The sequence below is a fragment of the Flavobacterium sp. FlaQc-57 genome, assembly GCF_044007395.1.
Classification (GTDB): domain Bacteria; phylum Bacteroidota; class Bacteroidia; order Flavobacteriales; family Flavobacteriaceae; genus Flavobacterium.
On the sequence record NZ_JBIPDA010000008.1, the window covers coordinates 13,884 to 33,892 of the forward strand.

General features: G+C 32.5%; 15 protein-coding genes and 1 other RNA gene. 7 read left to right on the forward strand and 9 right to left on the reverse strand.

The annotated features are described in order from the left end of the window. Positions 1-42 precede the first annotated feature (42 nt). Together rnpB and ACHRVZ_RS20540 are read left to right on the forward strand one after the other, a co-directional pair. An RNA gene (gene rnpB / locus ACHRVZ_RS20535) (RNase P RNA component class A) lies at positions 43-358 on the forward strand. 174 nt (positions 359-532) lie between these two features. Then, positions 533-1,453 (forward strand): ketopantoate reductase family protein, encoded by a 921-nt coding sequence (locus ACHRVZ_RS20540; RefSeq protein ID WP_395424897.1) that lies wholly within the window; start codon positions 533-535, stop codon positions 1,451-1,453. A 3-nt stretch (positions 1,454-1,456) separates the two neighbouring features. Here the strand turns inward: ACHRVZ_RS20540 and ACHRVZ_RS20545 are convergent, their stop codons facing one another. Next, complete coding sequence (locus ACHRVZ_RS20545; RefSeq protein WP_008467912.1) at positions 1,457-1,651, reverse strand: hypothetical protein; 195 nt, start codon at positions 1,649-1,651, stop codon at positions 1,457-1,459. Between the two features lie 226 nt (positions 1,652-1,877). On the opposite strand from ACHRVZ_RS20545, the gene ACHRVZ_RS20550 reads away from it, so the two are divergent. Beyond that, on the forward strand, positions 1,878-2,420 hold the full coding sequence (locus tag ACHRVZ_RS20550) for a hypothetical protein (protein ID WP_395424898.1): 543 nt from the start codon (positions 1,878-1,880) through the stop codon (positions 2,418-2,420). Between the two features lie 33 nt (positions 2,421-2,453). Here the strand turns inward: ACHRVZ_RS20550 and ACHRVZ_RS20555 are convergent, their stop codons facing one another. Further along, complete coding sequence (locus ACHRVZ_RS20555) at positions 2,454-3,143, reverse strand: response regulator transcription factor (RefSeq protein WP_395424899.1); 690 nt, start codon at positions 3,141-3,143, stop codon at positions 2,454-2,456. Between the two features lie 12 nt (positions 3,144-3,155). Then, positions 3,156-4,514, reverse strand: a complete 1,359-nt coding sequence (locus ACHRVZ_RS20560; RefSeq protein ID WP_395424900.1) for a sensor histidine kinase — start codon at positions 4,512-4,514, stop codon at positions 3,156-3,158. 138 nt (positions 4,515-4,652) lie between these two features. Here ACHRVZ_RS20560 and ACHRVZ_RS20565 point away from each other — a divergent pair, with 138 nt between their 5' ends. After that, positions 4,653-6,767, forward strand: coding sequence for a TonB-dependent receptor domain-containing protein (locus ACHRVZ_RS20565; protein ID WP_395424901.1), 2,115 nt, complete (start codon positions 4,653-4,655; stop codon positions 6,765-6,767). Between the two features lie 137 nt (positions 6,768-6,904). Here the strand turns inward: ACHRVZ_RS20565 and ACHRVZ_RS20570 are convergent, their stop codons facing one another. Next, the gene (locus ACHRVZ_RS20570; RefSeq protein ID WP_395424902.1) at positions 6,905-7,510 is read right to left on the reverse strand and encodes an RsmD family RNA methyltransferase; all 606 of its coding nucleotides are present in this window, start codon (positions 7,508-7,510) and stop codon (positions 6,905-6,907) included. Beyond that, positions 7,507-8,328: a DUF3822 family protein gene (locus ACHRVZ_RS20575; protein ID WP_395424903.1), complete on the reverse strand. Its 822-nt coding sequence runs from the start codon at positions 8,326-8,328 to the stop codon at positions 7,507-7,509. The genes ACHRVZ_RS20570 and ACHRVZ_RS20575 overlap by 4 nt, the downstream gene beginning before the upstream one ends. A gap of 282 nt (positions 8,329-8,610) precedes the next feature. Here ACHRVZ_RS20575 and ACHRVZ_RS20580 point away from each other — a divergent pair, with 282 nt between their 5' ends. After that, positions 8,611-10,035 (forward strand): ATP-dependent RecD-like DNA helicase, encoded by a 1,425-nt coding sequence (locus ACHRVZ_RS20580; protein ID WP_395424904.1) that lies wholly within the window; start codon positions 8,611-8,613, stop codon positions 10,033-10,035. 112 nt (positions 10,036-10,147) lie between these two features. Further along, positions 10,148-10,978, forward strand: coding sequence for a 4,5-DOPA dioxygenase extradiol (gene ygiD / locus ACHRVZ_RS20585; RefSeq protein WP_395424905.1), 831 nt, complete (start codon positions 10,148-10,150; stop codon positions 10,976-10,978). A gap of 145 nt (positions 10,979-11,123) precedes the next feature. Here the strand turns inward: ygiD and ACHRVZ_RS20590 are convergent, their stop codons facing one another. Further along, positions 11,124-12,458 (reverse strand): PQQ-binding-like beta-propeller repeat protein, encoded by a 1,335-nt coding sequence (locus tag ACHRVZ_RS20590; protein ID WP_395424906.1) that lies wholly within the window; start codon positions 12,456-12,458, stop codon positions 11,124-11,126. Positions 12,459-12,590: 132 nt separating this feature from the next. Here ACHRVZ_RS20590 and kdsB point away from each other — a divergent pair, with 132 nt between their 5' ends. Next, a complete protein-coding gene (kdsB, locus tag ACHRVZ_RS20595; protein ID WP_395424907.1) occupies positions 12,591-13,325 on the forward strand; it encodes a 3-deoxy-manno-octulosonate cytidylyltransferase in 735 nt (244 codons plus the stop codon). 230 nt (positions 13,326-13,555) lie between these two features. On the opposite strand, the gene ACHRVZ_RS20600 is transcribed toward kdsB, so the two are convergent. The 3 genes from ACHRVZ_RS20600 to ACHRVZ_RS20610 form a co-directional block, all read right to left on the reverse strand. After that, the gene (locus ACHRVZ_RS20600; RefSeq protein ID WP_395424908.1) at positions 13,556-15,967 is read right to left on the reverse strand and encodes a thiamine pyrophosphate-dependent enzyme; all 2,412 of its coding nucleotides are present in this window, start codon (positions 15,965-15,967) and stop codon (positions 13,556-13,558) included. A 188-nt stretch (positions 15,968-16,155) separates the two neighbouring features. Beyond that, positions 16,156-18,906, reverse strand: a complete 2,751-nt coding sequence (locus ACHRVZ_RS20605; RefSeq protein WP_395424964.1) for an aminopeptidase — start codon at positions 18,904-18,906, stop codon at positions 16,156-16,158. A 304-nt stretch (positions 18,907-19,210) separates the two neighbouring features. Beyond that, positions 19,211-19,939 carry a TIGR00730 family Rossman fold protein gene (locus ACHRVZ_RS20610; protein WP_041519577.1) on the reverse strand — a complete coding sequence of 243 codons (729 nt, stop codon included), beginning with the start codon at positions 19,937-19,939 and terminating at the stop codon, positions 19,211-19,213. Positions 19,940-20,009: the final 70 nt, after the last annotated feature.

A 20,009-nucleotide genomic window follows, 5' to 3' on the forward strand; every position in this document is an offset into this window, starting at 1 on the left:
ATTTAAAATCATTATTCTTAGTTGATAAATCGTTACTTTTGCCCCGCAGACCGCCTTATCGTCGCTCAATTCGTTGAGGGGAGGAAAGTCCGGACACCACAGAGAAGCATAGCGGGTAACACCCGTCGGCGTTAGAAATAGCGCAAGGACAAGTGCAACAGAAAGTATGTACAGGTAATGCTGTAGTGAAACCAGGTAAACTCTATGCGGTGAAATACCAAGTATATCAGCATTTAAGGGCTTCTCGTCCGTTGTTGAAGGGTAGGTAGCTTGAGCTTATGAGTAATTGTAAGTCTAGATAAATGATAAGGCTCTGATTTATCAGAGACAGAATCCGGCTTATAGGTCTGCATTTTTTTATGTTTGTGAAAGGCACTAATCTATTTTCATGAATAAATTCTACAAAACAATAACCCGCAAATGAAACCGATTCGCTACTGCGAATGCATAGGCTTAAAGTAATTTTTTATTATTTTTATCCAAATCTTTGTCATCGCTCGGTTTGTGGCAAAAACTTTTTAATTGATTCAATATGAAAACAAGAATCGGAATTCTGGGACTCGGTGGAGTAGGTGGTTATTTTGGTGGACTTTTAGCAAAAACATATTACAAGTCTGATGATATCGAAATTATCTTTATTGCTCGTGGCGCGACGCAAAATGCAATTATCGAAAATGGATTGAAAATCATTACCGATGACGCAGAAATAATTGTGCGTCCAGAATTGGTTTCTAATAATCTAGATGAAATTGGAGTTTTAGATTATTTAATCTGTGCAACTAAAACCTACGATATTGAAGAAAGTCTGGTTGCGCTAAAAAAATGTATTGCACCAGAAACAATAATTCTTCCGCTATATAATGGTGTTGATGCGCCTGAACGCATTCAGAAAATATTTCCTGAGAATGATGTTTTGCAAGGTTGCGTTTATATTATTTCGATGATTACTCTGCCCGGAACCATTAGGAAAATAGGTTTTTACGAAAAGTTGTTTTTTGGATCGAAAACGGCTCCAGTTTCAAAATTAAATAAGTTGCAAAGTATTTTTAAAAAGGCCAAAATTGAGAGCTATTTGGTTGAAGATATCGAAGAAACGGTTTGGGAAAAATTCATATTTATTTCCGCTTTAGCTTCGACAACTTCTTACTTAAATCAGAATATTGGCGAAGTTTTAAATAATTCAGAATCAAAAGAACTTTATGTACAATTACTGCATGAAATTGATGCTGTGGCTAAAGCAAAAGGTTTGAAATTACCCGAAAATGTTGTGCAACAAACCATAATTAAGTTGGAGAAATCGCCTAAAGAAGCCACTTCATCGATGCACAGAGATTTACTGGCGGGCAAAAATACAGAAGCAATTTCGTTGACAAAATTTGTAGTAAATGAAGGAATTAAATACGGGGTACAAACTCCTTTTTATGATAAAATTTCAGCTGTATTATTGCCATAAAATTTACGATTCATCTTTTGTAGTACGTACTAAACTGATTCCGGACATAAAAAAAACGATTCCTAGTATACCATAAATAATTAATGACTTAATATCTCGTGTTTCACCAGATGTTCCTGCAAATATAACTGCAGTGTAGATTAGTCCCACAATTCCAAGAATAGTAAGTAATCCTCCGAAAAATCTTTTTAAGTTCATGATTTTAGTTTTAAAGGTTCATTACAAATGTATTGTGTTCTGTTTTTTAAACTGTTATACAATTGATTTTAAAACTTATATCATTCACAGTACAAGATGAGAAGTAAGAATTTACTTTTGTTTAAGACACTTAAGATATTATTTTTAATGTAAGAAAATATTTTGATTTTTAGTTTGTTTGTATTGTTTTAATCTTATTTTTGATGCAACTAATTTAAAACCAAATATGAAAAAAAATTACCTGTTTTTGCTTTTATCAGTTCTTTTTGTTAATGCTATTCAAGCGCAAGATGAAGCTCCTAGAGCTGTTGCGAAAAATCAATTTAAGATTAATTTACTTTTGCCCGGCTTTGTTTACGAACATGGTTTTGATGCTAAAAACACGCTTTATTCAGAGGTAAGTTTAGGTTTTGGATTTTCGGCCAACTCAAATAGTTCGAATTTTGCTGTTTTTCCGAATATAAATGAGCAATTTCGTCATTATTACAATCTTGAAAAGAGAGCCGATAAAGGAAAGAGAACTGCCCGCAATTCAGGAAATTTTTTAGCCTTAAATGCTGTTTATAATTTTGAATCTATTTCTACAAATGTTGATTATCGAGAAGCTGTTCCTTCGTTTACTGTAGCTGCACTTTGGGGATTACAACGCACTTATAAAGGCAGATTCAATCTTGAGTTTAATGCAGGTCCGGGAGTTAATTTTGATGAATACGACACTGAATTTACACCGGTAGTCAACTTTACTTTAGGTTGGGTTATCGGAAAATAATGTAAAGAAAATATATAGACAAGCCTTGATAAATCAAGGCTTGTCTATTTTAAATTCTAAACCAATATTTCGAACACTTTCAATACTGATTTTTGGATCAGAATTGAAATATTTTCTTAATCTACTGATAAAAACATCCATACTTCGTCCTGAAAAATAATCATCTTTTTTCCAGACAGACATTAAAATTTGTTCTCTCTTTAATAATTGATTATGGTTGAGATATAAATACTCAACAAGAGAAGCTTCTTTTTCTGTGAGCTGCTGGACATGATTTTTATTATTGAGAGTTAAACGTTCGTTATCAAAAATATACGAACCAATTTCAATTGTATTAATTCCGTCTAGGCTTCTCTTTTGTTCGATTCTCTTCAGTATATTCTGCAAACGCAGAACAAGTTCGTCGACTTCAAACGGTTTTGCAATATAGTCGTCAGCACCTAGTTTCAGCCCAATGATTTTGTCTTCTTTTAACTTTCTTGCAGTTAGAAAAATAAATGGAATTTCGGGATTGATTGTAATTATTTTTTCAGCCAAAGAAAACCCGTCCAATTTGGGCATCATAACATCAAAAACACAAATATCAAAAGTTTGATTTTTAAAATAGTCTAAGGCTATTTCGCCATTTTCTGCCCATATTACTTCGAATTGATGCAGTTCTAAATATTGTTTTAAAATTGCAGCAAAATCAAAATCGTCTTCAGCTAAAAGTAATTTTTTCAAAATAAGGTAATATTAAACTTTTAATAAAATAGTAAACTGTGTTCCTTTTCCTAAATCACTAATAACGTTAACAGAGCCCTGATGCGCTTTTATAATTTGGTCAACATAATAAAGGCCTAAACCTAATCCTTTTGTATTGTGAAGATTGCCTTGCTCTACCCGATAAAATTTCTCGAAAAGCAATGATTGTTTGTTTTTTGATATTCCAATTCCGTCATCTTCAATGCTTATTGAGAACTGATTCTCAACAAGTTTGGTTTTTAGAATAATAGTGTTAGAACCATATTTTACAGCATTTTCCAGGACATTTAAAAGTGCAGTTGTCAAATGAAATTTATCTAATACAAGTTTTGTTTTCTTCGTCTGAAAATCAGTTATAATGCTGATTTTTGAGTAGGTAAGTTTAAAATCATTTACTATAGAATGAAGAAAATCTTCAGTTTCGATTTGTTCTTTCTGCAATTCGATTTGGTTTTCGGTCAAAGAATTTGCCATAACCTGATCAATCAAACTTTGTAAACGATTGTTCTGACGTGAAATTGTATTGACAATTGCATTAAAACTTTCGTCGTTATCACGAATGTTTTTTTTCTCCAAAATTTTAGTTGAGATGCTTAAAGTAGCCAAAGGTGTTTTAAGTTCATGCGTAATATTATTGATGAAATCTGTTTTAACATCGCTCACTTTTTTCTGTTTGATTAAAGCTTTGATCGCAATCACAAACAAGGTTATAAGAGTCAAAATAGAAAGAAGAGAAAGAATTAAAATAAAGGTCATTCGTCTTAAAATAATCATTTCCCAGTCAATTACAGAGATATACATAGAATCTTCGGTGAGTAACTTGTAATTCTGATTAGCGTAAGTTCCGTTTGTCGTTCCCACATAACTTCGAACCAGAAAAGCATGATTTAAAGAAGCCAGATTTCCATACAGTTTATTTTGGATAAATGGTTTTTCAGAGAAAATAGTATCGGCTTTTTTTCTGTTTTGATAATAAATAAACTTATTCAGAACAATTGCGAAATCAATTTTAAGATTAGGCAATTCTCGCTCAAATTTGCGCTGAATTTTTTGAGTCAGAATATCTTTAAACTCATTTTCTAAAATGCCTGTTTTAATATCAATTTTGGTCTTTTTTCCTTGAATATAATTCTCTGTTAATTGTTTGTAAAGAGCCTCTTTTTTAGAGACAATTACAGAGTCAATGTCACTGTAATTGTTTGATATATTGGCGATTTCATTTTTTATTTCAGTATGAAATTGGGCAACTTTATAATCATAAGTAGTTTTTACCAAATAGCATTGAACCGTCGATAAAACGATTAAAGCGACAACTGAAAACGCGATTAATAAATTGATTCTTTGCTTCATAAATTTAGAAATGATACTTCAAAAATAATGTTTTTATAATTGCGCAAAGACATTAACTCCGCATTAACCTTCAATTAACCTTCAGAACTCTTTTTTAGAAGCACTTTTGCAACGTTTCAATCTAAAATCAATCAAAAAATGAACATTTATCTGCCAGTAAAACTTTTTATAATTCTGTTATTATTTTTCTTTTCTTTAATTATGAATGCGCAAAATGAAAAGCCAAAAGACAGTATTTCAAACAAATTGAGCGAAGTGGTAATCATGCAAAACAAAAAAACATTTACCAATACAAATGGTAATATAAAAGTTGATGTTGCGAATTCTATTTATAGCGCTATTCCAAATCCTGTTGATTTACTGGCAAAATTGCCAACGGTACAAATTAGTTCTGACAGAGAAAGTATTACCGTTATCGGTAAAGGAGCCCCGTTGATTTATATTGACAATCAAAAAGTAGGAATGAATGATTTGAATGCTTTAGATGTTGCAGATATTAAAACAATCGAAATTATTCAAAATCCATCTTCAAAATATGAGGCTGAGGGGCGGTCCGTAATTTTAATAACAAGGAAATTTAATAAAAAAGATAGCTTTAAAACCGAAATTTCTGAGGTTGCTTCTTTCAAGAAAAATTACAATAATTACTTGGGATTTAATTCGAATTATAAAAAGAATAAACTGGAATTGAAAGCTAATTTTAATTACAATCGCCTAAATCCTTGGGAAAGTCATAGTATAGATTATCAAATTCCAACTGCTGAAATTGCTTCTAAATATGATGTGTCAGCAAGTACAAAAAGAAAGCAATATATTTTTGGCGGTGGTTTGTTTTATAAAATAAACGATGACGATTATTTTTCGATAAATATAAACGGCAAATTACAGTCAGATACTTTTCAGATCAATACAGTAACGGATAATAAAAATAAAGATCTAGTAAATAATGTTGTGACTTTCAGTGATAATAGGGGTAAAAAGGATTTTGTAAATTCATTTTTAAATTATCAGAAAAAAATAAAATCAATAGACACACAGGTTTTTACAGGGCTTCAGTTTTCTAATTTTGACCAGACCTCTTTGAGTGATATTCAGGATAAATTTAATGATGCTGAATTTGATTTAACGCAAAATCGAGATCAAAAAAATAAAGTAAATGTCTTTTCAGGAAGAATTGATTTGGAGAAAAAGTTTAAAAATGAAATGAAGTTAGAAGTTGGAGGATTATATTCGTCTGCGAATTCAAAATCCGATATTGATATTTTTTACTACAAAGAAAACGAAGATGAAATAAGTCATTACAATTTTAGAGAACAGAATTTGGCAGGATACAGTCAGCTTTCTGGAAAGATTAAAAAGGTCGATTTCTCCGTTGGATTTAGAGTTGAAAATACAAATGTTAATGGTAAATTTAAAACCGATTTACTGCCTCTAATTGATAAAAATTACACCAAATTTTTCCCTAAAGCACAATTTACATACCCAATTGATAGTGTAAAAAGTATTAGTATAGATTATGCAAAAAGTATTTCAAGACCAAATTATTCGTCTTTAAGTCAGGGTGCGACTTATATAAATCCGTATTTTTTATATGCCCGAAATATCTTTTTAGATCCAACAATAATCGATGAAATTGCAATGACTTTTCAATATCATGATAAGTCAGTTAAATTTAGTTTTTATAAATCTAAAGATCCTGTTTACAATAGTTTTTCTTTTGATGATCAAAACAATATAATGACTTTTAAGGATATAAACTTTGATAAAAGTGCTGGATATATGGTTGATTTTACATTGCCATTTACATACAAATTTTGGACAACAACTAATTCTTTGATTTTTATTTTAGAAAAAATTGAAGATCATACTGCTCAATTTATGGCATCAAAACCCTATTTTTATTATAGTTCAAATAACGAGTTTAAACTTCCAAAAGAATATTCTTTAGTTTTGAATTTTTGGGGTTTAACAAAACAATATACAGGTGTTTTTGAAACCAGTCCGAGATTTATAGTTGACTTGGCGGCCTCAAAAACGTTCTTCAAAAAATGGAAGTGTACATTAAGCTGCAACAATATTTTTAAAAACACCGATCAGTCAGAACAATTTACGATTAATAATATTAATTCTAAATCACGATATGTTGTAGATAATCATGAAATTTCGATTGCAATACGTTACTCTTTTGGAAAAATTAAAGACACAGAATTTAAAGGGAAAAGCATTGATGAGAATGAGGGTAGAGTTCGATAATTTTCTTGCGTGTATTCTTTACTTATTAAAAAAAATGACGTTTCTTTAGATGGTAATTAAAGAAATCCTGAGTTCTATAAAAACAAAAACTCCCTTGAAATTTTCAAGGGAGTTTTTTTATGATTTAAAACGAACAACTATCCTTCGTCTTCTTCTGTAACTTTTTTTGATGAATCATCTGGAAGTTCTTCATCGTCATCGGTTGAATTTAATTCGAAGAAACTAAAGAAAGATCCACCATAATTTTTCTGGAAAGAGAAATTACTAAGGTGTTCCATTTTAGTATACTTTGAATGCTCGATAATCATCATTCCGTCTTCGTGAAGTAAATCTCGTTCAAAAACGGTCAAAACGATTTTTTCAAATGCATTTTGATCTAATCCGTATGGAGGATCAGCAAAAATAATATCGTAAGATGTTTTGCAGCTATCTAAAAATTTGTAAACATCACTCTTAGTTGCAGCAATATTAAAATCATATTCTGATGCCACTTGTTTAACAAATTTCACACACCCAAAATCACCATCGACTGATGTTATTGGTTCACTTCCGCGTGAAGCGAATTCATAACTGATATTACCAGTTCCTGAAAACAGGTCTAAAACCTTTAAGCCTTCAAAACTAAAATGATTATTCAAAACATTAAATAATGCTTCTTTACTCATATCAGTTGTTGGTCTTACAGGAAGGTTTTTTGGTGGAAAAATGCGACGTCCTTTAAATTTTCCTGAAATGATTCTCATGATTGAAATAAGATATAATGTTTTTGATTTTGTGCAGTTGAAAAACTATTTTTTTGTTGTAAAGTACTTACATCAAAAAAAGAAATATGTCGGATATATTTATATGCAATGGCATAAAATGGATCGTTTTGGTCTATTGTACCCAACAATTCAAGTTGAAAACTTTCAGGGTTTAGACTCAATTGTTCGGCTGTAAAAAGTAGGTAATAAATAAAATCTTCAGGGGTTTGATACTCAAAAGAATTGAAAAGTAATAATTTTTGATTTTGAACTACAATCACTTCAAAATGACCGTAGTTAAAATTGACAACCATTTTCTTTTCGTCATTATTTCTTGAAGCATCCAGAATTTTTTCGACCAAAATACTATTAGCATGTTTGTAGTCAAAAGCGCCAAACTGGTCTATAAAAAAATTATTGATATTGACATACGGAATATAAACCGCATTCATTTGATAATTAGAAACCTGGTCGAAAGCAAAGAAATCTGTTTCAAAAACCTTTGTATTGTACTGTAAATAGCTTCCAAGATAATTTTCATCAAACAATGCTGTCGGAACAAAAGTCGAAAGATTATTATTATGAATGACTAAAACTTCGTCGTAATTCTCTTTTAATTCCGGATTGTTTTTGAAAGCATCTCCAAATAGCTCTTCAATTTTGGTAGCTTTATGAAAAGTTTCAAAATGAATTTCTTTTAAAGAAGTAATCGTATTATTTAAAGTATCAAAACAACAAAACGACAATCCGGTCAGGGAAACCTGAATAGAAAGCTTTTTGTAATTTTTTGAAGTGATGTTAGTATTTTGTAATGACATATTGATTTACAATTCGTTACCTGTTTTACAAGAAAGAATTTAAGGCGACCACAAACTTACAAATTAAAAAGGAACAATTATAATTGCAATTTCAAAAAACAATTTCGAAAACACTTTAAGACAGCGTTAAATTTTTTTTACCATAATAAGCAGTATAAGGTATTATTGCCTTTTTGAAAGGAAAACTTAAGCCCGGATTATCTTAAATCACTTAAATGATAGGAAATATTAAATTGACAATGCCATTAAAAAAGACGAACTTTGTATCTCAATTTTCTCCCTATGAATTCAGCACTGTTTTACGGCGTTTTACAAAAAAGATTTCCCTTTGCACCAACTTACAAACAAGATATATTTTTTCAAAAGATTGCTATTTTTTTAACTGAACCTGATAATGACACTATTTTTGTGCTGAAAGGATATGCCGGAACAGGAAAGACAACTGTTATTTCGACAATTGTAAATAATCTGGGAGATATTAATAAGAAGTTTGTTTTGCTGGCGCCAACAGGTCGTGCCGCAAAAGTAATTGCCAATTATTCGAATACGCCGGCTTTTACGATTCATAAAAAAATATATTTCCCAAAGAAATCTGCTGGGGGAGGCGTGGCTTTTACGAAGCAATTAAATAAGCATAAAAATACCATTTTTATAGTCGATGAAGCTTCGATGATTTCAGACAGCAATTCAGATTCGAAATTGTATGATAACGGATCACTTTTAGACGATTTGATTTCATATGTGTATTCAGGAACCAATTGCAAAATGATTCTTTTGGGAGATACAGCTCAGTTACCACCGGTAAATTTAGATATTAGCCCAGCTTTAGACACGCATACTTTAGGAATTCATTATGGTAAAGAAGTAGAACATATCGAACTTGATGAAGTAATGCGTCAGGAAGAGAGTTCAGGAATTTTATTCAACGCAACTGAACTGCGTGAGTTACTAAAAGAAAGTTTTATAACAGAGTTTCGATTCAATGTAAAAAAGTTCAAAGATATTGTTCGATTGACCGATGGTTATGATATTCAGGATGCTATAAATTCGGCATATAGTAATTATAGTATTGAAGATACGGCTTTTATTGTGCGTTCGAATAAAAGAGCAAATCAATACAATGAGCAAATCAGAACCCGAATTTTGTTTAAAGAAAGCGAACTTTCGGTTGGCGATTTTTTAATGGTTGTTAAGAATAATTATTTCTGGTTGAAAGAAACTGATGAGGCCGGATTTATTGCCAATGGAGATATTATTGAAGTTTTGGAAATGTTTGGAATCCAGGAATTGTACGGATTTAATTTTGCGAAAGTAAAAATAAGAATGGTCGATTATCCAGATCAGAAACCGTTTGAAACTGTTTTACTTTTAGATACCATTAAAAGTGAATCTCCATCATTAACGTACGAAGAATCAAATCGTTTGTATGAAGAAGTAATGAAGGATTATGAAAATGAAACCACAAAATACAAGAAGTTCCAGAAAGTAAAAGAGAACGAGTATTTTAATGGTTTACAAGTGAAATTCTCCTATGCTATAACATGTCACAAATCGCAAGGTGGACAATGGGATACAGTTTTTATAGAACAACCGTATTTACCAAACGGAATTGATCGTGATTACATTCGATGGCTCTACACGGCTATGACACGTGCAAAAAATAAATTATATTTGATAGGATTTAAAGACGAGAGTTTTGTGGAATGATTAGTTGCCACAGATTAAAATGATTCTCACAGATTTTAAATATTTATAAGTTCTTTTAAAGGAAAATCTTTTTAATCCTTTTATCTGTGGCTAAAAATAAAATATTTTTACAATGACAACACTAAACGACTTACATTCGATTTCGTCTACGTTTTCGAATACAGATAAAATGCCGGTTTTGTTTTTAGGACATGGCAGTCCGATGAATGCAATTGAAGAAAATCAGTTTGTCGCTGGTTTTCGTAATCTGGCAAAAACATTACCACAACCGAATGCTATTTTGTGTATTTCGGCACACTGGTTTACCAATGGAACCAAAGTGACAGCGATGCAGATGCCAAGAACGATTCATGATTTTGGAGGATTTCCGCAAGCACTTTTCGATGTACAATATCCTGCCAAAGGAAGTCCGGAATTAGCTGTAGAAACCAAGAAAATATTAGAACCCGTTCATGTAGATTTAGATGAACACTGGGGTTTAGATCACGGTGCCTGGAGCGTAATCAAACATTTATACCCGGAAGCAAATGTTCCGGTAATTCAGTTGAGTATTGATTATACAAAGTCGGGACAATATCATTTTGAGTTGGCTCAGAAGTTACAATCTTTGCGACATAAAGGGGTTTTAATTATCGGAAGCGGGAATATCGTTCACAATCTTCGTTTAGTCGATTTCAGAAATTTTGATAAAGACAATTACGGTTATGATTGGGCAATTGAAGCGCGCGAAACCATTAATAATTATTTATTAGACGGAAATTTTCAGCCTTTAATTGATTTCGAAAAAATGAATAAAGCGGCACAATTAGCGATTCCAACTCCGGATCATTATTTGCCTTTACTTTATGCTTTAGGTTTAAAAGAAGGATCGGAAGAACTGAGCTTGTTTAATGATAAATTATTGGCGGGTTCTCTGAGTATGACTTCGGTTAAAATCATGTAGAAATTTTATCGTAAAGTTTGCAAAGCTGGCTCAATATCAAGCTTTGCAATCCTCTGCGAATCTCTGTGAAAAGCTTCGTGTCTCTCTGTGGTAAAATTATAACACAAAGCTGTACAAAGATTTTCACAGAGATGCAAGAAGATTTCTATTTCTCTAAATTATAAGCATATAAATAACCATCAGCACTACCAAAATAGATAGTGTTATTATTGATAAATGGAGATGAAAGAATTGCGCCTAATTTATAAAACTGATCCATCACTTTTTTGTTGTTATCGTAAACTGAGAGATCAGCGTTTTGTGCAATATATCCAAAATCAAGTAAGTCATTTTTTAAAGTTGAAGAAGCAAATTGTTTGCGATTTTCTGTACTGATAAAATTTGATTTTTTTCCATTTGAAAGTAAATCCAAGCTGAAAAAATTCCCCGTAAAATCTCCAAAATAAATCGTGTTTCCTGCTATTGCCGGTGATGAGTAAACCCATCCGTTTGTTTTAAATCTGTATTTTTCAGCACCTGTTTTAGCGTCTAAAGCCAATAAAGCAAAAGTATCTGAAGTTCCAACATAAACGATATTGTCTTTGATAACAGCAGAACTTAGTATCCATGAATTTTCGGCATTGTATTTCCATATTAACTTGCCTGTTTCGCTATCTAAAGCAAAAAAGAAAGGTTCTCTTGCTCCAAAATAAACTTTTCCATCAGAAACTGCTACAGACGATTGGATTCCTTTAAAACCAATTTGTGTTCCCGTTTGAAATTGCCAAATAGGTTTACCATTTTCCGCATTTAAAGCGTACAAAGTGGCATCCCAGCCACCAACGTAAATTTTGTTTTTGTCAACTGCAGGAGTTCCGTGAACAGGCCCGTTTGTTTTGAATTTCCATTTTAGATCTCCTGTTTGTGCATCTACGGAATAAATGTTGCCATCACTACTTCCAAATACAACTGAAGCCAATTTTCCGTTTTCATAAACTACAGGAGATGATAAATAAAAATCCCATAAATCTTCCATATATTGCGTTTCCGGTTTCATTCCCCACAGACCAATTTCTCCCAGCCAATGTTCTCCACCAGTTTTAAATTTCCATAATAATTTTCCGGTTAGCGTATTTACGGCGTAATAATTTCCATCAAAACTGCCAAAATAAACAATGTTTTCATAAATGCTAGGAGAACTGTGAATCGCTCCGTTCGTTTTAAATTTCCATTTTAAATTTCCTGATTTTTCTTCGATAGCAGATAGAAAGCCATCTTCGCTGCCTATATAAACAACGCCGTTTTTTGTAATTGGAGAAGAGAAAATTTTTCCATCTGTTTTGTATTTCCATTTTAAACTCCCGAGAGGTTGGTATCCTTTTCCGATAAAAACCCGATCTGAAAAAGCATTGATTATTTTAGAATTGTCTTTTTGGCTGAAAGCCGAATTATTAAAAAATAAATTCACTGAAAGGAGTATCAGAATCAAAGATTTCTTCATGGTGTTTTTTCTGATAAATATAATATATTTTTTAAACTGTTGTTAATCAGTTTTATAACGATCTAATGAAATTATGTTTTTAATCTAAGTTTTGAATAGTTACATTTGTTTGACTTAAAAAATAAATTTATAATGAAAATAATAGCTGTAATTCCGGCGCGATATGCATCAACACGTTTTCCTGCAAAATTAATGCAGGATCTAGGTGGAAAAACTGTGATTTTAAGAACTTATGAAGCTACTGTCGCAACAAAATTGTTCGATGATGTATTTGTTGTAACCGATTCAGATTTGATCTTTGATGAAATTGTGAACCATGGCGGAAAAGCCATTATGAGTATCAAAGAACACGAATCCGGAAGTGATCGAATTGCTGAAGCTATTGCAAATTTGGATGTTGACATTGTCGTAAATGTCCAAGGGGATGAACCGTTTACAGAGGCTGGACCTTTAGAGCAGGTTTTATCTGTTTTTAAGAATGATGAGGATCGTAAAATTGATTTGGCTTCGCTAATGCGCGAAATCACAGATGAAGACGAAATCAATAACCCTAATAATGTGAAAGTAGTGGTAGATCAATCGCAATTTGCTTTGTATTTTTCGCGTTCGGTAATTCCATATCCTAGAGATAAAAATGTTGGAGTGCGTTATTTTCAGCATATCGGAATTTATGCATTTAGAAAACAAGCTTTATTAGATTTTTACAACCTTCCGATGAAGTCTTTAGAAGCTTCTGAGAAGTTAGAACAGCTTCGTTATTTGGAGTTTGGAAAACGCATAAAAATGGTAGAAACAACGCATGTTGGGATCGGAATTGATACAGCTGAAGATTTAGAAAAGGCGAGGGCTATTTTGGCTGCTAAATAAATTGTGAGACAGCACGCGGATGACACAGCTGTGTATCGCGAAAACACGGATTTACGCAGATTTTTAATAATATGTTTTATATGCTAACATATGTCAGGCAGAGCGGAGTCGAAGCCAGCGTTTCAATTGGGGCGCCTTCGACTCCGCTCAGGATGACAGACTTTAATTAAAAAAAGCTCCAAATCATTATAATTTGGAGCTTTTTTTATATTTAAAACCGAGCTAAATTCTTAGTATAAACTAGGGTATTTAGAAGGATTAACTTCATGCATCATGCTGTAAACTTTCTCGAAAATATCTTCGGTAGAAGGTTTTGAGAAATAGTCACCATCAGTTCCATAAGCCGGTCTGTGCTCTTTTGCAGCAAGAGTTTGCGGTTTACTATCTAAATGGTTGTAAGCGTCTTGTTCTTCTAAAATTTGCTGTAAAATAAATGCTGAAGCTCCACCTGGAACATCTTCGTCGATTACCAGCAAGCGATTTGTTTTGGCGATACTTTTTACAATGTCTTTATTAACGTCGAACGGAAGTAAAGACTGAATATCGATTACTTCACAATCTATTCCTAAATCAAGTAATTCAACAGCAGCTTGTTCAACCAATCTTAATGTCGATCCGTAAGAAACTAAAGTAATATCTGAACCTTCTTTTAGCGTTTCAACAACTCCAATTGGCGTTTTGAATTCACCAAAATTCAGTGGCGTTTTTTCTTTTAAACGGTAACCATTCAAACATTCAATAACTAAAGCAGGTTCATCAGTCTCTAAAAGTGCATTGTAGAAACCTGCAGCTTGTGTCATATTTCTAGGAACCAAAACATGAATTCCGCGAATAGCGTTAATAATCATTCCCATTGGAGAACCAGAATGCCAGATACCTTCTAAACGGTGCCCGCGTGTTCTGATAATTAATGGTGCTTTTTGTTTTCCAACTGTTCTATATTGCAACGTTGCCAAATCGTCACTCATGATTTGAATTGCATATAGTAAATAATCTAAATATTGAATTTCAGCAATTGGTCGTAAACCTCTTAAAGCCATTCCAATTCCTTGTCCAAGAATAGTTGCTTCACGAATACCGACATCTGCAACGCGAAGTTCACCGTATTTTTCCTGCATTCCTTCTAAACCTTGGTTTACATCGCCAATGTTTCCAACATCTTCTCCAAAAATTAAAGTTTCAGGATATTTGGTAAACAAAGCGTCAAAGTTATCACGAAGAATCATTCGTCCGTCTAAATCGGGTTTAGCATTATCTGCATATTCAGGAAGCACTTTTTGAACTGAAGAGACTTTTAAATCTGAATCAGAATATAAGTTACTGCTGAATCTTGGCTGCGTAATTTCAATATAATCAGTTATCCAGTTTGATAATAGAACTTTGCTGTTTGGAACTTCTATAAAGCGAAGAATCTTTCTGGCAATTACCAGCATTTCTTTCTTTAAAGGAGATTTTATGACACTTAATTCAGAAATATATTTTCTAATTTTTTCCTTGTGGTTGATACTTGCTTCAGCAATTTGCTCCAATAAAGTCAAAAGATTTTTTTGATCTTCAATAATAGGATTGATGAACGAGCTCCAAGCTTCCTTTTTAGCTTCGAGAACCTCTTTTTTCAATTGGAATTCAATTTCAGATAGTTCTTCAGGAGATGCAATATTGATGGCAATCATCCATAAACGCATTTGGCGAATACAATCGAAATCTCTTTCCCAAGCCAATCTTTCTGCGTTTTTATAACGTTCATGAGAGCCTGAAGTAGAATGTCCTTGTGGTTGCGTTAATTCGTTTACATGAATTAAAACAGGAACGTGTTGCTCGCGCGCAATGGCAGCAGCTTTTTCATACGTCGAAACTAGCTCGGCATAATCCCAACCTTTAACTCTAAAAATTTCATACCCTTTTGAGTCTTCATCGCGTTGGTATCCTTTTAGAATTTCAGAAATATTTTCTTTAGTTGTTTGATGTTTTGCATGAACAGAAATTCCGTATTCGTCATCCCAAACACTCATTACCATCGGAACTTGTAAAACTCCGGCAGCATTTATAGTTTCAAAAAACAGACCTTCAGAGGTACTTGCGTTTCCAATCGTTCCCCAAGCTACTTCATTTCCATTTACAGAGAAATTATCTTTGATAGTAATTCCGTCAACATTTCTGTAAATTTTTGAAGCCTGAGCTAATCCTAATAATCTAGGCATTTGCCCCGCTGTAGGAGATATATCTGCTGATGAGTTTTTTTGTTTTGTTAAATCTTTCCAAGATCCGTCTTCATTCAAACTGTGCGTTACAAAGTGTCCGCCCATTTGTCTTCCTGCAGACATTGGATCAAAATCTAAATCAGTATGACCATATAAACCAGCAAAAAACTGCTTAGGAGTCAATTCGCCAATAGCCATCATAAAAGTTTGATCGCGATAGTATCCGGAACGAAAATCTCCGTTTTTAAAGGCTTTTGCCATAGCAAGCTGTGGCACCTCTTTACCGTCGCCAAATATTCCAAACTTGGCCTTCCCGGTTAATACTTCTTTACGACCTAAAAGACTACATTCGCGGCTGGTTACTGCAATTCTGTAGTCGTTCAATACCTCAGTTTTGAAATCTTCAAATGTTAAAGTAGTATTGCTTTTTTCTTTTATCATAATCTTGTAGGGTCATGTTTAGACTGCGAAATTACTTAAAAACAATCAATAATCATAATTCTTTAAAATAAATATAATTTAATTATTTGTATTTAAAATCAAAAAACTACGTATTTTTTTTATGTTATTTCTATCTAAAAACAGGGTTTAATAATAATAATATATCTTTTTGTTTAAAATTTATTCAATTAGAACCATTTTCTAGTAAAAAGATTAACTAATGTTTTTGGTGACAAAGTGATCACAAATCGTATTTTTTCATTGTATTTATTTTGAGAAATTTCCCATCCATTATTAGAGTAAACAGGGAAATAAAGTTCAAAATAATCTGGAACAAGATTTAACCGAATACCACTATCATACACAAAATCTTCCTTTTGATGTTTGTTTTTCAAAAAACCAACATCGCCATATAATTCAATCCAATTCCAAATAGAGTAACTGGCATTTAATGTAGTCATGCATTGATTGGCATATGAAGGGGCAAGTTTTGATTTAAAGCCTCCTTCTGCCATAACAAATTGCTGGCTAAAAAAACCAGTGCTTTCAGATCTTCCATAAAAATTATAATCGAACATATAATCAGTTGGACGGTCTAAACCAAAACTAAAATAATCGGAGTTTGTTGTGTTGTATAAAAAACTTCCGGCGTAAAACCGTAAGTTTAATTTGTGATTGTTTTCGAATAATCTTCTGTATTCAACTTCACCGGCCAACTTCCCAAAATCGCCTGCAAATTGAATGTCGGTCATAAAACTAAAATGATTAATCAATTCCGTCTTTGTATTCATATATCGGGCATTGAAGATCGAATAATTAGGTTTCGAATTATCAGTGATATACGCGCTGGCTTCCCGATTTACAATAACTTGTCGAAACATAATTAATTGCTTTCTATTGTCTCTAAAATTCTCTTCACGGATTCGAAACTGAACCATCGGATTTAATCTCAAATAGGTCGCATCTGGCGCATAATGAAAGTAATTTTGACTAATAGAATACCTTACATTATAAAGTGTACTATTTCGATAATATTCACTCCATGAAAAAGCAGATGATCCGGAAATTGTTCCAGCTTTGATAGAGTAGGCAGGAGTGATGTCAAACGTAAAAGGTTTGTCTAGAATAGTTTTGTTATGAAAACGAATTCCAGGTGTTAAACCATCGTATAAATTATAAGTAAGCGTCGGGATGTATAGAATCTGATTGTAATAGGGATCTTCAAGATCTTTTGCGAAATTAAATTTTATAGGACGATTGGTTATTGCTAGACTTTTTAATGATTTCCAGTTGTTTCTTTGGTTATATTCAGGAACTTCATTGTCATAATTCAAGACTATTTTGTCAGCATTGGCTCTTTCAAATTCATAAATTGAATCTGCTTTTTTGGGTTCGATCCATTTTTTGAATACTACTTCATTTTTCTTAATTCCATAAACCGGAATCGGAACATAAAGTCCTGTTTTGTTTTTTATCTGAAATTGTACACTGTCTTTTGTTCTGGATACATTCGTAAATTTATAATCGATAATATCGCGGGAATCAATTATAGTTTTAAAAAACCAATTGATATCTTTAGCACTGTTTTTACTCAGTATTTTTTCGAAATCATATCGATTTGCCTGCTCATTTTTATTTAGATTATAAAACTCTTGTACGCTTTCCGGAACAATATTATGGTTAAGATAATCATCGAGATAGCTTAAACTTAAGCCCGCGCGATATTTGCTGGCAATCTGCTCATTAAATTTTATAAGTGTATTTTTGGGGTCGCCAAGTGGCTGATCCAGATTTTTTCGAGCCATTAGCATATAATAATAGCTGTATTGCTCATTAAAAGTCAGATTGGTAATGTTGTAACTTTTAAAGAGTTTCATGTCTGAAAGTTTACCAAGCATTTTTTGATCCAAATGATTTTCTTCCATGTATTTCATCATGACATAAATCTGAATTCCGTCATAAACCCAGTTGTCTTTTCGAGGGTCCAAACGCAAACTCTGCTTTAAGTAATTGTTCAGATAGGTTTTTAAGAAAGTAATTTCGAAGATAAAATCATCTGAAAACGGACTGATAAACGATGGCAATTGATTAAGCCCATAAAACGGATTTCGGTCATAATCAACTTGAGAAACCGTAATTTTTTTATGCGGATACTTTCCAATAAATGTATTGGCATAAGTCACCACTCTATCAATAATAATAGCTCTTTGTATCTCGTTCAGCTTTTTAGTTCTAAGATTCGAAAGAATCTCTAATGAACCAATTTCATAGCTTTTAAAACTGTTTTGTTTTTCGATGAACAAGTTAAAATCAGTTCTGTTTTTTCCCGAAAAAGAGTAAGTCTTAAAAGAAGTATTTGTTAAATCTTCAGAATCCGAATTCAAATCTGAAGTAATCGAATATTGGTTGGGGATTTTAATTTCAATTTCATAGTCAGTGCTTGCATTTGCAATATCATCTAAATTGAAATTGTTGTATTTCATAAAACGATGATTTTCAAAGCGAGCAGGACTCAAAAACCAGTTTTTAAGATTCATTCCGCCGTTTTGATCAAAACCGTAACGCGTAAATTTATCACTAGGAATTTTCGAAATATAAGTTAAATGCAGATCAATTTTTTCACCCGGACGTAATTTTCGATTTAGTTTTACAACAATATAATCTGGGTTTTTAGCAGTTCTTTCCCATTCGAGCGCTGCATTATCAGAGTCTGTTAAATTCAAAATCGTCGTATTTCCTCTTTCAGCGGCTTTAGCCAAGTGAAAACCTCTGTAAAACTCATCCGAAAAACGTCTGGCCAATGGAGTGTTTTTATCAGAGAAAGCATTATTCCAGTCATTGAGGACAATCGAAATCAAGGAATCATTCGATGTGTTATAAAATGTAATATCCTGTTTTACATTCAAAGTTTTAAGTTCAAGATTAACCGCCACTTCCATCTTAGATTGATGTTGCGCGTATTGTTTTATTGAACTAAATAAAACTAAAGTGAAGAATATAATTTTATATAATGGTTTCAAAGATGGCTTAAAAAATTAAGGGGTATATACTTAAATTACGAGCATAGAGTTGTTTTGGTTTTTTGTAAAAATAGCATAAAAAAAGCTGTTATAAAAACAGCTTTAATTTTTTGTAAGATTTAATGTAATTTAATCCTATAAGTAATAAAAATTCATAGTATTTTGGGCGTTACAAAAACTATAATTTATATTTCTTATATCACTTATATGATGAAACTAAATATTAGAAATTTGGACTCAAATCGTACTTTTTATAGAATTTATCCAGAACGTCAACTACTTCATCTTCAGTGTCTACGATCTTGAATAAGTTTAAGTCATCCGGGCTTACAGTCTGCATTTTTTCAACCAAAACAGTTTTTACCCATTCGATCAATCCAGACCAAAATTCAACACCAACCAGAATAATAGGGAATTTTCCAATTTTCTTTGTTTGAATCAAGGTGATCGCCTCAAACATTTCGTCAAGAGTTCCAAAACCACCTGGCATCACCACAAAACCTTGCGAATATTTTACGAACATAACTTTTCTCACAAAGAAATAATCGAAATTCAGGTTTTTATCGTGGTCAATATAAGGGTTAAAGTGTTGTTCAAAAGGCAATTCGATGTTTAAACCAACCGAAGTTCCGCCTCCTAAATGCGCACCTTTGTTACCAGCTTCCATGATTCCGGGACCACCTCCTGTGATAACACCGTAACCAGCTTTACTGATTTTGTAAGCAATTTTCTCAGCCAATAAATAATATTTATCGTCTGGTTTTGTTCTAGCCGATCCAAAAATAGATACACACGGACCAATTCGTCCCATGCTTTCGTATCCGTTTACAAACTCAGCCATGATTTTAAAAATCGCCCAGCTGTCATTTGTTCTAATTTCATTCCACGTTTTTTGTTTCAAACGGTCTTGAATTACTTTGTCCTCATCATTATCAAAATCTTCTAATCTCATTTTAGGTATTTTAATTATTTATATTTTTATTTAAGTTGTGTCTTTTTAAGTTGGCATCCTGGGCGTCCCG

Excerpts from the sequence above, each read along its gene's own strand:
- ACHRVZ_RS20540 (WP_395424897.1), top strand. The coding sequence starts at position 533 with ATGAAAACAAGAATCGGAATTCTGGGACTCGGTGGAGTAGGTGGTTAT.
- ACHRVZ_RS20545 (WP_008467912.1), bottom strand. The coding sequence starts at position 1,651 with ATGAACTTAAAAAGATTTTTCGGAGGATTACTTACTATTCTTGGAATT.
- ACHRVZ_RS20550 (WP_395424898.1), top strand. The coding sequence starts at position 1,878 with ATGAAAAAAAATTACCTGTTTTTGCTTTTATCAGTTCTTTTTGTTAAT.
- ACHRVZ_RS20560 (WP_395424900.1), bottom strand. The coding sequence starts at position 4,514 with ATGAAGCAAAGAATCAATTTATTAATCGCGTTTTCAGTTGTCGCTTTA.
- ACHRVZ_RS20565 (WP_395424901.1), top strand. The coding sequence starts at position 4,653 with ATGAACATTTATCTGCCAGTAAAACTTTTTATAATTCTGTTATTATTT.
- ACHRVZ_RS20570 (WP_395424902.1), bottom strand. The coding sequence starts at position 7,510 with ATGAGAATCATTTCAGGAAAATTTAAAGGACGTCGCATTTTTCCACCA.
- ACHRVZ_RS20575 (WP_395424903.1), bottom strand. The coding sequence starts at position 8,328 with ATGTCATTACAAAATACTAACATCACTTCAAAAAATTACAAAAAGCTT.
- ACHRVZ_RS20580 (WP_395424904.1), top strand. The coding sequence starts at position 8,611 with ATGAATTCAGCACTGTTTTACGGCGTTTTACAAAAAAGATTTCCCTTT.
- ygiD (WP_395424905.1), top strand. The coding sequence starts at position 10,148 with ATGACAACACTAAACGACTTACATTCGATTTCGTCTACGTTTTCGAAT.
- ACHRVZ_RS20590 (WP_395424906.1), bottom strand. The coding sequence starts at position 12,458 with ATGAAGAAATCTTTGATTCTGATACTCCTTTCAGTGAATTTATTTTTT.
- kdsB (WP_395424907.1), top strand. The coding sequence starts at position 12,591 with ATGAAAATAATAGCTGTAATTCCGGCGCGATATGCATCAACACGTTTT.
- ACHRVZ_RS20600 (WP_395424908.1), bottom strand. The coding sequence starts at position 15,967 with ATGATAAAAGAAAAAAGCAATACTACTTTAACATTTGAAGATTTCAAA.
- ACHRVZ_RS20605 (WP_395424964.1), bottom strand. The coding sequence starts at position 18,906 with ATGGAAGTGGCGGTTAATCTTGAACTTAAAACTTTGAATGTAAAACAG.
- ACHRVZ_RS20610 (WP_041519577.1), bottom strand. The coding sequence starts at position 19,939 with ATGAGATTAGAAGATTTTGATAATGATGAGGACAAAGTAATTCAAGAC.